Here is a 14942-nt window from a genome sequence, read left to right as displayed (position 1 = left end):
GCGCCGGGCGCCTTTCATCGGAGAGATGCGGCGCGAAGCGCCTGCATCTCAGGGGCGCGGGGAACTGCGCGAGAAGCCCCACCGGCCCGCACCCGCCGACGAAACCGATCAGGCCTCGAACGGACGCGCAGGCCAGGGCGCCTCGGCCGGCCTCAGCCCATCGATCCCGCCCTCGACAGAACGCGCTGCGACGAGCGAGAGCACACCCACGACCAGGCAGTTGTTGTGCAGGTCACCGGCGAGCACCCCGGAGACCAGGTCACCGAGCGGCACCCGGGCCAACTCCATGTCAGCCTCCTCGTGCTCGACCTCGAACCGCTCCCCCTCCGCCTCGGCCAGATCCCGCGCGAGGAAGATGCGCACGGCCTCGGAGCAGCCGCCCGGCGTCGTGTAGACGTCGGTCAGGACGCGCCAGTCCTCCGCCTTGACGTGCGCCTCCTCGTAGAGCTCGCGCTGGGCGGCGTGCAGCGGGTTCTCACCGGGGATGTCGAGCAGTCCGGCCGGGATCTCCCAGAGCTTCATGTGCACGGGGTGGCGGTACTGCTTGAGGATCAGCACCCGGTCCTGGTCGTCGAGGGCGAGCACGGCGACGGAGCCGGGGTGGACCTGGTAGTCGCGGTGGACGACCTCGCCGTCGGGCATGACGACCTCGTCCGTCCGCACGGAGGTCTTGTTCCCGACGAAGGGGGTCGCGGTCGCCCGGACCTCCCACTGCTCGGCGGTGTCCCTGATCGTCGTCATGCCGAACGTTCCTCCCACTTGCCGCGCGAAGCGCTTGCCACACAAAGAAACCGGGGCACGTGCCGCATTCGGCACGCACCCCGGTAACCGTACATCGCTCGGCGTACGGGCCTTACTTGGCCTTCTTGGCCCCCGTGGCAGCGGCGGCGGCCGCGACCTTGCGCTCGACCGCGGCCTTCACCAGACCGGCGAAGAGCGGGTGCGGACGCGTCGGACGCGAGCGCAGCTCCGGGTGCGCCTGGGTGGCGACCAGGTAGGGGTGGACGTCGCGCGGGTACTCGACGTACTCGACGAGCTTGCCGTCCGGGGAGAGGCCGGAGAACTGCAGACCGGCCTTCTTCTCGAGCTCGGCGCGGTACGCGTTGTTCACCTCGTAGCGGTGACGGTGGCGCTCCTCGACGTACTCCTTGCCGTCGTACACCTCGCGCACGATGGAGCCCTCGGCGAGCTTGGCCGGGTACATGCCGAGCCGCATGGTGCCGCCCATGTCGCCCTCACCGGCGACGATGTCGAGCTGCTCGGCCATGGTGGAGATGACCGGGTGGGCGGTCGCGGCGTCGAACTCGGTGGAGTTGGCGTCCGGGATGTCGGCCAGGTTGCGCGCGGCCTCGATCACGGTGCACTGCAGGCCCAGGCAGAGGCCGAGCAGCGGGATCTTGTTCTCGCGGGCGAACTGGATCGCGCCGACCTTGCCGGAGACACCGCGGTCGCCGAAGCCGCCGGGGATGCAGATCGCGTCGACGTCGCCGAGCTGCTTCTTGGCGCCGGCCGGGGTCTTGCAGTCGTCCGAGGTGACCCACTTGATCTTGACGCGGGCCTTGTTGGCGAAGCCGCCGGCGCGCAGCGCCTCGGTCACCGACAGGTAGGCGTCGGGCAGGTCGATGTACTTGCCGACCAGGGCCATGACGATCTCGTGGTCGGGGTTGTGGACGCGGTCGAGCAGGTCGTCCCAGGTCGTCCAGTCCACGTCGCGGAACGGCAGGTCGAGCTTGCGCACGACGTACGCGTCGAGGCCCTCGGCGTGCACGACCTTCGGGATGTCGTAGATCGAGCGGGCGTCGGGGCAGGCCACGACGGCGGCCTCGTCGACGTCGCACATCAGCGAGATCTTGCGCTTGATGGCGGTGGGGACCTCGCGGTCGCAGCGCAGCACGATGGCGTCCGGCTGGATACCGATGTTGCGCAGGGCGGCGACCGAGTGCTGGGTCGGCTTGGTCTTGAGCTCGCCGGAGGGGCCGATGTAGGGCAGCAGCGAGATGTGGACCACGAACACGTTGTCGCGGCCGACCTCGTGGCGGACCTGGCGGACGGTCTCCAGGAACGGCAGCGACTCGATGTCGCCGACGGTGCCGCCGACCTCGGTGATCACGACGTCGACCTCGTCCGTCGCCATGCGGCGGATGCGGTGCTTGATCTCGTTCGTGATGTGCGGGATGACCTGGACGGTGTCGCCGAGGTACTCGCCGCGCCGCTCCTTGGCGATGACCTGCGAGTAGACCTGGCCGGTCGTCACGTTGGCCGAGCCGTCGAGGTCGCGGTCGAGGAAGCGCTCGTAGTGGCCGATGTCCAGGTCGGTCTCGGCGCCGTCGTTGGTGACGAACACCTCACCGTGCTGGAAGGGGTTCATCGTGCCCGGGTCGACGTTCAGGTACGGGTCGAGCTTCTGCATGACGACGCGGAGGCCCCGTGCCTTGAGCAGCATCCCGAGGCTGGAGGCGGTGAGGCCCTTGCCGAGGGAGGAGGCGACACCCCCGGTGACGAAGATGTGCTTGGTCGTCGTGGATTTGGGCGTCATGGCCAAAGGGGGGCTCCCGTGGTCGCGGTCTGGACTGCGTACCGGCTTCCTCACCAGGTCTTCCGGGGGAGGCGCCGTCGCTGCGGTTCGGGGGTTCGATGACCACCGGCTCACGGGCTACCAGGGTATCAGCGACCGGACGAGACCGCTTCCGGCCACGCTCCGCACACGCGTGGCCACCGCATGGACGGGGTATCGGCGGGGTACACGGCCTCGTCACCCTGCGGTCACTCGTTCGGCCCATGGGTGTTGCCGTGAGCGGCACGCAGAGCGGGTACGTGCGTCGTATCCTGCTCGGACACTCGGCTGGCCCTCCCGGAACACCGGTCCGTCAGTTCGTTTGACAACGCCGTAACACGCCAAAATCGCCGTACAGCCGTATACAGGTCGACGTGTCGGGACGTATCCAGCATCTGTCCGTCGGCCCTTCCCCCCTGACCCCAGCCCCCTGACCTTCCGGGGGCGTACGTGGCCGTTCGACTGGAGTTGCACGTGGCCGGGCGCATCGAGGATTACGCACTCATCGGAGACATGCAGACCGCCGCCCTGGTCTGCCGGGACGGCACGGTCGACTGGCTGTGCCTGCCCCGCTTCGACTCGCACGCCATTTTCGCCGGGCTGCTCGGCACCGAGGACCACGGCTTCTGGCGGCTGGGTCCCGCCTACGCGGCCGGCGGCCGACCACCGGCGGCGACGCGGCGCGAGTACCGCGGCGACTCGCTGGTCCTCGTCTCCGAGTGGGACACCCCGCGCGGCACGGTCCGCGTGACCGACTTCATGCCGCCGCGCGACGGCGCACCCCAGCTGACCCGGATCGTGGAGGGCGTGAGCGGGCGTGTCCCGATGCGCTCGGCGCTGCGGATGCGCTTCTCCTACGGGCGGATCGTGCCCTGGGTGCACAAGGTGGACGGGCGCACGGTCGCCGTGGCGGGCCCGGACTCGGTGTGGCTGGACACGGACGCGGACACGTACGGCAAGGACCTGACGACGTACTCCGACTTCACCGTCTCCCCCGGCGAGAAGTTCGCCTTCACCGTCCAGTGGCAGCCCTCGCACAAGGAGCAGCCGGCCCTGCCGGACCCGGACGGCGCCCTGGACGCGACGCTGGAGTTCTGGCGCGAGTGGGTCGAGCACTGCACGTACCACGGGCCCTACCGCGAGGCCGTGGTCCGCTCGCTGATCACGCTGAAGGCGCTCACGTACGCGCCGACGGGCGGCATCGTGGCGGCCCCCACCACCTCGCTGCCGGAGGAGATCGGCGGCGTACGGAACTGGGACTACCGCTACACCTGGCTGCGGGACGCGGCGATCACCCTGTCCTCGCTGCTGCGCACCGGCTACCGCGAGGAGGCCCGAGCCTGGCGCGAGTGGCTGCTGCGGGCGGTGGCCGGCGACCCGGAGAACCTGCAGATCATGTACGGCATCGCGGGCGAGCGCGAGCTCGGCGAGGCGGAGCTGGACTGGCTCCCGGGGTACGAGAACTCGGCGCCGGTCCGCGTCGGCAACGGGGCGGCGCACCAGCTCCAGCTCGACGTCTACGGCGAGGTCACCGAGGCGCTGCACCTGGCGCACATGACGGGCCTGGCCCGCAACGACTACGCGTCGATCCTCCAGCTGAAGCTCATCCGGTACCTGGAGGACCACTGGGACGAGCCGGACGAGGGCATCTGGGAGGTGCGCGGCCCGCGCCGGCACTTCGTGCACTCGAAGGTGATGGCCTGGGTCGCGGTGGACCGCACGATCAAGCTCATCGAGTCCGGGGACGCGGACGGCCCGCTGGAGAAGTGGCGCGACCTGCGCGACGACATCCACCGGGACGTGTGCGAGAAGGGTTACGACAAGGAGCGCAACACCTTCACCCAGTCCTACGGCAGCAAGGAGCTCGACGCGTCGCTGCTGCTGATCCCGCAGATGGGCTTCCTGCCGCCGGACGACAAGCGCGTCATCGGCACGATCGAGGCGATCCAGCGGGAGCTGTCGACGACGGACGGCTTCATCCTGCGCTACCCGACGGACGGCGAGGACGAGGGCGTCGACGGACTGCCCGGCGACGAGGGCGCGTTCCTCGCCTGTTCGTTCTGGATGGCGGACGACCTCGCGATGATCGGCCGGGTCGACGAGGCCCGCACCCTGTTCGAGAAGCTCCTGGCGCTGCGCAACGACCTGGGCCTGCTCGCCGAGGAGTGGGACCCGCGGTTGCAGCGTCAGGTCGGCAACTTCCCGCAGGCGTTCAGCCACGTCCCGCTCATCGACACGGCCCTGCGTCTGACGGCCTCGGGAGCGTACGGAGGTTAGGACCCGGCCGACAGGACCGCCGCCCCCGACCGGCCTAGGCTGATAGCCATCAGCCCCTGCACGGAAGGGGGCGCCCCATGGCTACCCCGACGAAGGCGGGCGCGGCGCTTGCCGCGCTGCGCGAGGATCTGGTCGGCGACGTGTTCGCCCCGGGGGACGCGGGCTACGACGAGGCCCGTGTGCTCTACAACTCGATGATCGACCGCCGTCCGGCGGTCATAGCCCAGTGCGTGGACGCCGACGACGTCGTGCGGGCCGTCCGCTTCGGCCGTGAAGTGGACCTTCCCATCGCGGTGCGCGGCGGCGGGCACAGTGTGGCCGGCATGTCGCTGAACGACGGCGGCCTGGTCGTCGACCTGCGTCACATGCGGGCCGTCACCGTCCACCCCGGCGCCATGGCGGTGCAGGTCGCCGGGGGCGCCACGATGAGCGAACTCGACCGCGCCTGCCAGCCGTACGACCTCGCCACCACCGGAGGCCGGGTCTCGACGACGGGGGTCGGCGGGTTCGTGCTCGGCGGCGGCAGCGGCTGGCTGGAGCGCCTGTGGGGCCTGGCCACGGACAATCTGCTGGGCGCCGAGCTCGTCACGGCGGACGGCACCAAGGTCCGCACGAGCGCGGAGGAGAACCCGGAGCTGTTCTGGGGCCTGCACGGCGGCGGCGGGAACTTCGGTGTCGCCACCTCGCTCACGCTGCGCCTGCACGAGCTGCCCGCGTTCTCCATCGCGATGATGTTCTGCCTGCCCGAGTTCGGCCCCGACGTCGTGCGCACGTACCGCGACGTCATCGAGGCGGGCCCGGTGGAGGCCGGCGGCGGAGTGATCTACCTGACCGGCCAGCCCGAGGAGTTCATGCCGCCCCAGCTGGTCGGCAAGCTGCTGTGCGGCGCGCTGATCACGTACGCGGGGACCGAGGAGGATCTGCGCAAGCTCGCGCAGCCGCTGCTCGCCCTGCCGCACGAGGTGGAGATCGTCGCGCAGCTGCCCTACGCGGACGTCCAGTGCATGCTCGACGATCCGCCCGGACTGCGGAACTACTGGTCGGCGGAGTACCTGAAGGGCCTGCCGGACGACTACGCGGACGTCTTCTGCGCCGGCGCGGCCGCCATGCCGGTGCCGAGCGGCACGCTCCACGTCCTGTTCCCCGAGGGCGGGGCCGTCGCCGACGGTCCGTCCGAGTTCCCGGTGCCCTACCGGGACGCCCCGTGGGGCATGCACCCGTTCGCGGCCTGGGAGGACCCGGCCGACGACGAGCACAACATCCAGTGGGTCAAGGACGTCCGCGCGGCGGCCCGGCCCTGGGCCACCGGTGACGTGTACCTCAACTTCATCGGCGACGAGGGCGAGGAACGCGTGGTGGCGGGCCTGGGTGCCGAGAACACCCGGCGGCTGTCCGCGCTGAAACGGGAGTACGACCCGGACAACGTGTTCCGCTTCAACCACAACATCAAGCCGGCCTGAGCCGGCCGGACCCCGCTCCCCCGCCCCGTACGTCACCGGGAGGTGTGCTCACGGCATTCGCGCAGGTAGCGTCCGCTGCATGGACAGCGGATTCGACAGCCAGAGCGCCGGCGTCACGGTGCAGCGTGCGCTGGAACTGCCCGGCCTGCGGGGCGGCCTCCCCGAGGTGATCGCGGGCGCCGAGCGCCTGCAGCGGCCCGTGCGCTGGGTGCACGCGGGCGAGGTGCCGAACATCGCGTCCCTGCTCAAGGGCGGCGAGCTGCTCCTGACCACGGGCTTCGGCATCGGCACCCGGCCCGCCGAGCAGCGCGCCTTCGTCCGCAAGCTGGCCGAGCGCGGCATCGCGGCGCTCGTCATCGAGCTGGGCCAGCGCTTCGTGCGGCTGCCCGCCGCGCTCGTGGAGACGGCGCGCGCGGCGGGTCTGCCGCTGGTGCAGCTGCACCGCGAGGTGCCGTTCGTGACCGTCACGGAGGAGATCCACACCGAGATCGTCAACGGGCACTACGCGCTGCTCCAGCGCGCCGAGGAGGTGCACCGGCGCTGCACCGAGGCGCTGCTCGGCGGCGGCGGGGTGCCCCAGGTCCTGCGGATCCTCGCCGGCTTCTCCCGGAACCCGGTGTTCCTGGAGACCGTGGACGGACAGCTCCTGTACGCGGCCGGGGTGACGGACGACGTCGCCGATCCGCTGCAGGTGTGGGAGGGCATGCGGGGCGCGCACAAGGAGGCGCCGCCCGCCGGTGCCGTCCTGGTGGACGTGCCGGGCGGCGGGCCGGGCGCCGGTTCGGTGCGGGCCCGGCTGGTGCTGCTGCCGGTCGCGGGGGCGCTCGCCCCGGTGCACCGGATCGCCGCCGAGCGGGCGGCGGGCTCGCTGGCCGTGGTTCTGATGCAGGCGCGGCAGGAGGAGGAGCTGGCGGCGCGGGGACGCGGTGACTTCCTCACGGATCTCGCGGAGGGCCGGATCACGCCGGAGGACGCCCCGGCGCAGGCCCGCGTCCTCGGCTTCAAGCCGGCCGGGCAGGGCCCGCTGCTGCCCGTGGTGATGCGGCTGCCGGAGGCGTCGGTGGGTTCGGTGGGCCTGTCCCCCGGGGGCGGCTGGGCGGTGCTCGCGCGGGCCGTGTCGGAGGAGCTGGCCTCGGTCGGGGTGCCGGTGCTGCTCGGTGTGCGGCCGGTCGAGGGATGGGTGCCGCTGCTGCTCGGGCTGCGGTCGGAGTCGGAGCGCACGGCGGTCGCGGACCGGGTCGCGGCGGCGCTGCGGGCCGGGGTGGAGCGGGCCGGGATGCTGCGGGCGGGCACGCAGCCGCCTGTCGTGGTGGTCGGCGGCGCGGGCGGCTGGGCGGCGGCGGCCGCGGGGCTGCGGCACGCGGCGGAGACGGCGACGGCCGCGCAGGGCCTGGACGACCGGCCCTGGTACGACGCGCGGCGCCTGGACATCGACCTGCTGCTGTGGCGGCTGCGGGACCACCGGGACCTGGCGGCGTTCGTCGAGCGGGCGATCGGGCCGCTGCAGGAGCACGACCGGCGGGCGAAGCCACCGCTGCTGCCCACGCTGCAGACCTATCTGGCGCACGCGGGGCGCAAGGCGGAGACGGCGCGCGAGCTGCACCTGAACCGGCAGACGCTCTACAACCGGCTGGCCCGCATCGGGGAGCTGCTCGGCACGGACCTGGACGACCCGCAGACGGTGCTCGCCCTGAGCCTGGCCCTGCGCGCCCGCCGGCACCTCACCCCCTGACCGCTCAGCCCCCGCTCCCGGAGCGCCCGGTCAACTCGTCGTAGACGCTGAGCACTTGGGCGACGGTGGCATCCTCGGACGGCCACGAGGCGGCCTGCGCGGTGCCGAGGTCCCGCAGTTCGGCCCGGCGCCCGGGGTCGCCCAGCAGCCGGACGACGGCGCGGGCGAGTGCGGGCGCGTCACCGGGCGGCACCAACTCGGCGGCTTCGCCGACGAGTTCGGGGACGCCGCCGGCGCGGGCCGCGACGAGCGGGACCCGGGAGTGGAGGGCCTCCTGCGCGAGCAGCGGGCGGGACTCCGGGCTGCCGGGCAGCAGCGCGACATCGGCGGCCGTCAGCAGTTCGGCCACGTCGTCGCGGCGCCCGACGAGCCGCACCGGCAGCCCTTCCCGCTCGATGCGCCGTTGCAGCGCCGCCCGCCCCGGCCCCTCGCCCGCGATGACGAGCAGCGGCAGGGGGTCGAGGTCGAGCCAGGCGTGGGCCGCGTCGAGCAGCAGGTCGTGGCCGCGCTCGCGGCGCAGGCTGCCGACGGCCATGAGCAACGGGCGGTCCACCGCGCCGAGTTCGGCCCGGGTCTTGAGCCTGGCGCGCTCGGCGTCGTCCTCCTCGCCGTCGGCGGGCCGGGGCGGCGGCGGGAAGGAGATCGCGGCGAGCCGGGCGTCCCGGGCGCCGCGCGCCCGGGCCCGGTCGACGAGTTCGGAGGAGGTGCCGAGCACGACGGACGCGGCGCGGGCCACCCGCCGTTCGAGGACCTTGAGCAGCCGGGCGCGGGCGCCCTCGGCGTGCGGCCGGGTGTGCCAGGTGACGACGAGCGGGACGCGGCGGCCGCTGAGGGCGAGCGAGGCGCGCAGGGCGGCGTTCAGCCCGTGGGCGTGCACGAGGTCGGCGTCGGCGCAGGCGACGCGGAGTGCGGCGACGGCGGCCGGGTCGCTGCTGCGGGGCACCGGCAGATGGTGCGCGCCGACCGCGCCGAACCCGTACGCGTGCTCGGTCTCGGCCGGGGCGCAGACCGTGACGCGCAGCCCGCGGGCGACCAGTCCCGCCGTCAGCGACCGGACATGGGCGCTGCTGCCCGCGCTGCCGCCACCCAGCACCTGCACGGTGCGCAGGGAGGAAGGGCCGTGCGCGGGGTGGCTGCTCACGTGGCTCACGCGGCCGGGCTCCTGGTCGGTTCGGATCGGTTCGGGGCGGACGGGTTCGGGTCGGATCGGTTCGGTTCGATTCTTCTCGGTCCGGGGGCGGTCCGGGGGCGTTCCGGGCCCGCTCGGGACGGTTCGGTCGGGGTGCGCACGCCGGGGACGGCCGGGGCTCGGGCCCAAGGATGCCAGTCCGTACGGACGTTGCGGCACGGGTCACGGTCCCCTACCGCGACGACGTGGGCAACACGGCGCACCGGACCACCCGCACGGGTGAGTCGGTCTACCGGGCCGTGTCCCGTACGAAGTCGCTGATCCGGTCCCCGCGGACGGTCGCGGCGACGAGTCCGGCGGCGTGCGCGACCAGTCCGGCCCGGCCGTTTCCGGCGACGACGGCCACACCGAGCGCGGCACCCAGCGCGTGGGCGCCGCAGTCGCCGAGCATGCCGCGTTCGGCGAGGTCGTCGGGGAGCACGGCCGCCGCCGCGGCCATCGGCGCGGCGGCGAGCGGTCCGCGGAGCAGGCCGGGGGCGCCGAGCACGAGGGCCGCCTGGGCGGCGCGTCCGGGGCGTACGTCGACGAGGTTGAGGAGGTGCGCGGTGCCGGCGACGACGACTCCGGCGAGCACCCGGTCCACGGTCCGCTCCTTGAGGAGGGCGCCCGCGACCAGTCCCGCGGCCGAGATCCCGAACAACTTGACGGCGCCGCTGGTGAGTTCGCCTTCGCGGAGCGCGCCGAGGTGGGCGCGGAATCCGCGCCGCGGGTCGTCCGCCCCCGCCACGTCGTCGTAGCCCCCGCAGGCGCCGGCCGCGAGGACGGCGACGAGTGCGGCGGCGCGGGTGCCGGGCGGCCCGGCGAGGACACCGGCGGCGATCCCCGCGGCCGTGGCGGGGCCCGCGCACAGGTCGACGGTGCGGCCCGCGTGGTTCTCGCGCTCCAGGGCGGCGCCCGCGCGGGTGCGGCGCAGGGCGGTGGCGGCGGCGCGGGTGACACCGGCGGCGAGGGCGGCGGCCCGCAGGCTCCGGCTGAACTCGGTCATCCGGTCACCCCGGGGCCTGCCGCCCGCGTCGGGCTCAGGCGTCCGCCCGGGCCGCTTCGAGGAGTTCCTCGGCGTGGGCGCGCGCCGTCTGGGAGTCCTCCTGCCCGGCGAGCATCCGCGACAACTCCCGTACCCGGTCCTCCCCTTCGAGGACGGTGACGCCGGACCGGGTCACCGATCCGTCGTTCGTCTTCTCCACGAGGAGCTGCCGGTCGGCGAACGCCGCGACCTGCGGCAGGTGCGTGACCACGACCACCTGGGCGGTCCGGGCGAGCTTGGCGAGCCTGCGGCCGATCTCGACTGCCGCCTTGCCGCCGACGCCCGCGTCGACCTCGTCGAAGAGGTACGTGGGCACGGGGTCGGTGCCCGCGAAGACGACCTCGACGGCGAGCATCACGCGCGACAGCTCACCGCCGGACGCGCCCTTCGCGATGGGCCGGGGCGGGGCCCCGGGGTGCGGGGCGAGCAGCAGCTCGACCTCGTCGACACCGGTGGGTCCGCACACGACGGTGCGCCCGTCGACCTCGACGCCGTCGGGGCCGTCGGTGTCGGTCTGCCGGATGTCGAAGGAGACCCGGGCGTGCGGCATCGCGAGCGAGGCGAGCTCCTCGGTGACGGCGTCGGCGAACCGGGACGCGGCCTCGGCGCGGGCCCGGGTCAGCTCCTGGGCCAGATCGCCGAGTTCGCCGCGTAGCGAGGCGCGTTCGGCGGTGAGTTCACCGATGCGCTCGTCGTCCCCGTCGAGTTCGAGCAGCCGGGCGGCGCTCGACTCGGCCCACGCGAGGACGCCCGCGACGTCCTCGCCGTACTTGCGGGTCAGCTGGGTGAGCGCGGCGCGCCGCTCCTCGACGGCCGCGAGGCGCAGCGGGTCGGCGTCCAGGTCGTCGGCGTACCCGGCGAGTTCGGCTGCGACGTCGGTGAGCAGGATCTGCACCTCGCCGATCCGCTCGGCGAGCGCGCCGAGCGCCGGGTCGTGGGAGCGGACGGCCTCCAGGGCCCGGTGCGCGCCGCCGACCAGGGTCTGCGCGTCGACGCCCTCGGGGTCCTCGGGGTTGCCGGCCAGCGCGGCGTGCGCGGCCGCGGCGGCGGAGGCGAGTCCTTCGGCGTGGCCGAGCCGGGAGGCCTCCTCGGCCAGCTCGACGTCCTCGCCCGCGCGCGGTTCCACGGCGGCGATCTCGTCGAGCCCGAAGCGCAGCAGATCGGCCTCCTGGGCCCGCTCGCGGGCGCGGGTGGTGATCTCGTCGAGCTCGGCGCTGACCTTCTTGAGCCGCTTGTAGACGCCCCGGTACTCGGCGAGCGGGCCCGCGACGGCGTCCCCGGCGTACCGGTCGAGCGCCTGGCGCTGCCGCCCGAGCTTGAGCAGTCCCTGCTGGTCGGTCTGGCCGTGCACCGCGACGAGTTCGTCGGCGAGTTCGCCGAGCACGCCCACCGGGACGGACCGGCCGCCCAGGTGCGCCCGCGAGCGTCCCTCCGCCGAGACGGTCCGGCTGAGCAGGAGCACCCCGTCGTCGAGCTCGGCCCCGGCCTCCTCGGCGCGGGCCAGCGCGGCCGAACCGGCGGGGACGGCGACGCGCCCCTCCACCACCGCGTTCTTGGCACCGATCCGCACGAGCGCAGGGTCGGCGCGGCCGCCGAGCAGCAGCCCGAGGCTCGTGACGACCATGGTCTTGCCCGCTCCGGTCTCACCGGTCACCGCGGTGAATCCGGGCGAAAGCTCCACCACCGCGTCGTCGATGACTCCCAGCGACCGTATCCGCATCTCCTCCAACACGGACACGACCTTACGAGGTCGGGGGCCACCTGTGCGACGGGCCCTCGCTCACGGGCCCGAACCAGCAGGTGGCGCGGGAGCCCTGTCACCCGTGCGAGTGCCCGTGCGCGGGGCCGGGGCGGTGGGGTTGTCCCCCGTTCCCTCCCTCGGGGCCGCACCATGGCGCCGCCCCGGGCCGAGGGCCCACGCTGGTCCCGTGATCAGTACGAGACTGGCGCGCGCCGCCCTGAGGGCCCACCGTCCGGCGTTCGTGGGCACGGCGGTGGCCGCGCTCTTCGCGGCGGCGGTCGTGAGCTCCTCGACGACGGTCCTCACGGCCACGAGCGCGTCCGGCGTCTCCGCGGCGGACCGCCGCATCCTCACGGCGAACGGCGTCGGTGACATCGCCGCGGTCCTTCTGATCGGTTCTGTCTATATGTCGATCTTCGTGGTCGCGGCGACGATGGGGACGGCGGTGACGCAGCAGCACCGCGAGCTGGCCCTGGTCCGCGCGATCGGGGCCCGTCCGGGCCAGGTGCGCCGGGCGGTGGTGCTCCAGGCGCTGGCCGCGGCGGTGCCGGCGGCGTCGGCCGGGTGCGCGCTGGGCGGCGGGCTGCTGGCCCCGTTCTGGTTCCACGGCATGGTCGACCACGGTCTGATCCCGGCGTCGGTCCCCTACCGCTTCTCCTGGCTCGCCCTCCCGGTCTGCCTGGCGGTGGCGGTGGTCACCTCCACGCTCGCCGCGTTCCTGTGCTCGCTCCGCTTCTCCCGCCTGCGCCCGGCCAGGGCCCTCTCGGAGGCGGCGACGGGCCGCCCCGGCCTCGGCCCGCTGCGGGCGCCGCTGGGGGTCCTCGCCATCGCGGGCGCGGCCGCCCTCTCCGTCCTTCTGTCGAAGCAGGCACCGCAGGACGCGAACGCGGGCGCCTTCCTGGTCCTGATCCTCTTCTGCGTGGGGGCGGGACTGCTCGGGCCGCGGCTCATCGGCCCGGTGGCCTGGGCGGTCTCGGCGTCCGTCGGCCGCTTCGGGCCGAGCGCGCGTCTGGCGGTGCTGAACGTCCGCGCGCAGCCGCGCCGCTTCGCCGCCGCCGTCGTCCCGCTGGTGCTCGTCGTCGGGTTCGGCCTCACGAAGATCGCGCTGCGCACCACGGCCCACCACGTCACGGGCTCCGCCGGCAGCCCCGGGGAGGTGTGGCTCGACGCCATGGGCACGGGCCTCTATGCGTGCTTCGCCGCCATCGCCTCCGCCAACACTCTGGCCATGATCTCCCTGGAGCGGCGCCGTGACCTGGCCCTGCTCCGCGTGGTCGGCTCGCAGCGCCGCCAGCTCCACGCGATGGCCTTCTGGGAGGCGCTGGTGGTGACGGCGACGGCCCTCCTCCTGGGCACGGCCATCGCCCTGGCCACCCTCGCCCCCATCCTGACGACGACCTTCGGCTCCCCGCTCCCGTACGTCCCGTGGGCGGTGGCGGCGGCGATCGCCCTGGCCACGGTGGCCCTCACGGCGACGTCGACGGGGGTGCCGGTGGGCGTGGCGGTACGGGGCCGGGCGATCGACGCCGTGCGGGGCTGAGCCGGGGGCGGGGCCGGGCGGGCGCCCGGCTGGGGATGCGCCCGGATGGGGACGCGCCCGGCTGAGGGCTAGTGGGGCGCCCCGCGCCAGCCCGCCACCGGCAGCGCGAACTTGGCGACGAGGCGGTCCGTGAACACCGCGTGGTGCAGCCGCGCGAGCCGCACCGGCACGGCTCCCCGCCGCACCTCGACCCGCGCGCCCGCGGGCAGTTCGAGGGTCCGCCGCCCGTCGCACCACAGCACCCCGTGCGGCGTGTGCTGCTGCACCTCGACCGCGAGCACCGAGTCCGGCGACGTGATCAGCGGCTTGGCGAACAGGGCGTGCGCGCTGATCGGCACCATCAGCAGCGCCTCGACCTCGGGCCACACCACGGGCCCGCCCGCCGAGAACGCGTACGCGGTCGAACCGGTCGGCGTCGCGCACACGATGCCGTCGCAGCCGAACCCCGTCACGGGCCGGCCGTCGATCTCGAGGACGACCTCGAGCATCCGCTCGGGCTCGATCTTCTGCACGGCGGCCTCGTTGAGCGCCCAGTCCCGGTGCACGACGTCCCCGTTGCGGTGCACCTCGACGTCGATCGTCATGCGCTCCTCGACCTCGTACTCCCGGGTGACGACCCGGTCGACGACCTTGTCCAGGTCGTCGCGCTCGGCCTCGGCGAGGAAGCCGACGCGCCCCAGGTTCACCCCGAGCATCGGCACCCCGGACGCCCGCGCGAACTCGGCGCCGCGCAGCAGCGTCCCGTCACCGCCGAGGACGATGAGCAGCTCGCACGCGTCGAGGCAGGACGGCGTGGCCTCCTTCACCAGCTCCACCTCGGGCGGCAGCGGCAGATCGGCCGCCTCCGCCTCCAGGACCCGTACGCCGAGGCCGCTGCGCAGCAGCCCCTGCACCACGAGTTCCGCGCTGCGGATGGCCGCGGGCCGTCCGGTGTGCGCGAGCAGGAAAACAGTACGAGCTCGGGTCTGTGTCAACGCGGCCCCTCCGCCACTGCACGGTCAACGTCGGCCGGGTCCAGTTCGGGCGCCCCGGCACGCAGCCACAGAAAGTACTCGACGTTCCCGGACGGGCCGGGCAGCGGGCTCGCAGTCACGCCACGCACGCCGAGCCCCAGCTTCCAGGCCTGACCGGCGACGCCCTTCACAGCGTCGGCGCGCAGCTCCGTGCTGCGTACGACGCCGCCGCTGCCGAGCCGCTCCTTGCCCACCTCGAACTGCGGCTTGACCATGAGCACGAGGTCGGCGTCCGGCGCGGCGCAGCGTACGAGCGCGGGCAGCACGAGGCCGAGCGGGATGAACGACAGGTCGCCGAGGGGGGGGGGGACCCGGGGCCCGGCGAGTGGGGGCCGGCGGCAAACCCCGGCGGGTGGGTCGGGCGGTTTCGGGGGCGCGCCGGGGGGCGGGGGGGGGCCCCGGGGCGGGGCCG

General features: G+C 74.0%; 10 protein-coding genes and 1 pseudogene. 4 read left to right on the top strand and 7 right to left on the bottom strand.

Going from position 1 to position 14942, the window contains the following annotated elements; all coding sequences use genetic code 11:
* Window positions 1–108: 108 nt before the first annotated feature.
* Window positions 109–741 (bottom strand): NUDIX hydrolase, encoded by a 633-nt coding sequence (locus ACFW9D_RS29035; RefSeq protein WP_188339727.1) that lies wholly within the window; start codon window positions 739–741, stop codon window positions 109–111.
* Between the two features lie 112 nt (window positions 742–853).
* Complete coding sequence (locus tag ACFW9D_RS29030) at window positions 854–2536, bottom strand: CTP synthase (protein WP_188339726.1); 1683 nt, start codon at window positions 2534–2536, stop codon at window positions 854–856.
* A gap of 492 nt (window positions 2537–3028) precedes the next feature.
* Between ACFW9D_RS29030 and ACFW9D_RS29025 the strand changes: the two genes are divergently transcribed.
* From ACFW9D_RS29025 to ACFW9D_RS29015, 3 genes are all read left to right on the top strand, one after another.
* Window positions 3029–4831, top strand: coding sequence for a glycoside hydrolase family 15 protein (locus ACFW9D_RS29025; RefSeq protein ID WP_384626600.1), 1803 nt, complete (start codon window positions 3029–3031; stop codon window positions 4829–4831).
* Between the two features lie 77 nt (window positions 4832–4908).
* Window positions 4909–6291 (top strand): FAD-binding oxidoreductase, encoded by a 1383-nt coding sequence (locus ACFW9D_RS29020; RefSeq protein ID WP_384626594.1) that lies wholly within the window; start codon window positions 4909–4911, stop codon window positions 6289–6291.
* A 79-nt stretch (window positions 6292–6370) separates the two neighbouring features.
* A complete protein-coding gene (locus ACFW9D_RS29015) occupies window positions 6371–8023 on the top strand; it encodes a PucR family transcriptional regulator (RefSeq protein WP_384626591.1) in 1653 nt (550 codons plus the stop codon).
* Between the two features lie 4 nt (window positions 8024–8027).
* Here ACFW9D_RS29015 and ACFW9D_RS29010 read toward each other — a convergent pair whose 3' ends face one another.
* The 3 genes from ACFW9D_RS29010 to recN form a co-directional block, all read right to left on the bottom strand.
* On the bottom strand, window positions 8028–9173 hold the full coding sequence (locus ACFW9D_RS29010; RefSeq protein WP_384626589.1) for a glycosyltransferase family 4 protein: 1146 nt from the start codon (window positions 9171–9173) through the stop codon (window positions 8028–8030).
* A 268-nt stretch (window positions 9174–9441) separates the two neighbouring features.
* Entirely contained in the window at window positions 9442–10197 is a 756-nt protein-coding gene (locus ACFW9D_RS29005; protein WP_384626587.1) for a hypothetical protein, read from the bottom strand.
* A 34-nt stretch (window positions 10198–10231) separates the two neighbouring features.
* Complete coding sequence (gene recN, locus ACFW9D_RS29000; RefSeq protein ID WP_188341647.1) at window positions 10232–11956, bottom strand: DNA repair protein RecN; 1725 nt, start codon at window positions 11954–11956, stop codon at window positions 10232–10234.
* Window positions 11957–12164: 208 nt separating this feature from the next.
* On the opposite strand from recN, the gene ACFW9D_RS28995 reads away from it, so the two are divergent.
* On the top strand, window positions 12165–13517 hold the full coding sequence (locus tag ACFW9D_RS28995; RefSeq protein WP_384626585.1) for an FtsX-like permease family protein: 1353 nt from the start codon (window positions 12165–12167) through the stop codon (window positions 13515–13517).
* A gap of 68 nt (window positions 13518–13585) precedes the next feature.
* On the opposite strand, the gene ACFW9D_RS28990 is transcribed toward ACFW9D_RS28995, so the two are convergent.
* Together ACFW9D_RS28990 and ACFW9D_RS28985 are read right to left on the bottom strand one after the other, a co-directional pair.
* Window positions 13586–14491, bottom strand: a complete 906-nt coding sequence (locus ACFW9D_RS28990; RefSeq protein ID WP_188339720.1) for an NAD kinase — start codon at window positions 14489–14491, stop codon at window positions 13586–13588.
* Window positions 14488–14841: pseudogene (locus ACFW9D_RS28985) on the bottom strand (SAM-dependent methyltransferase); the annotation flags it as partial. The pseudogene ACFW9D_RS28985 and the gene ACFW9D_RS28990, both read right to left, overlap by 4 nt.
* Between the last annotated feature and the right edge of the window lie 101 nt (window positions 14842–14942).

The organism is Streptomyces sp. NPDC059524 (assembly GCF_042749255.1).
Classification (GTDB): Bacteria; Actinomycetota; Actinomycetes; order Streptomycetales; family Streptomycetaceae; genus Streptomyces; species Streptomyces xanthii.
This window is presented reverse-complemented; position numbering and strand designations above follow the sequence as displayed.

Coding starts and splice junctions, on each gene's coding strand:
- ACFW9D_RS29020 (WP_384626594.1), top strand. CDS start 4,909: ATGGCTACCCCGACGAAGGCGGGCGCGGCGCTTGCCGCGCTGCGCGAG.
- ACFW9D_RS29015 (WP_384626591.1), top strand. CDS start 6,371: ATGGACAGCGGATTCGACAGCCAGAGCGCCGGCGTCACGGTGCAGCGT.
- ACFW9D_RS29035 (WP_188339727.1), bottom strand. CDS start 741: ATGACGACGATCAGGGACACCGCCGAGCAGTGGGAGGTCCGGGCGACC.
- ACFW9D_RS29030 (WP_188339726.1), bottom strand. CDS start 2,536: ATGACGCCCAAATCCACGACGACCAAGCACATCTTCGTCACCGGGGGT.
- ACFW9D_RS29005 (WP_384626587.1), bottom strand. CDS start 10,197: ATGACCGAGTTCAGCCGGAGCCTGCGGGCCGCCGCCCTCGCCGCCGGT.
- recN (WP_188341647.1), bottom strand. CDS start 11,956: ATGCGGATACGGTCGCTGGGAGTCATCGACGACGCGGTGGTGGAGCTT.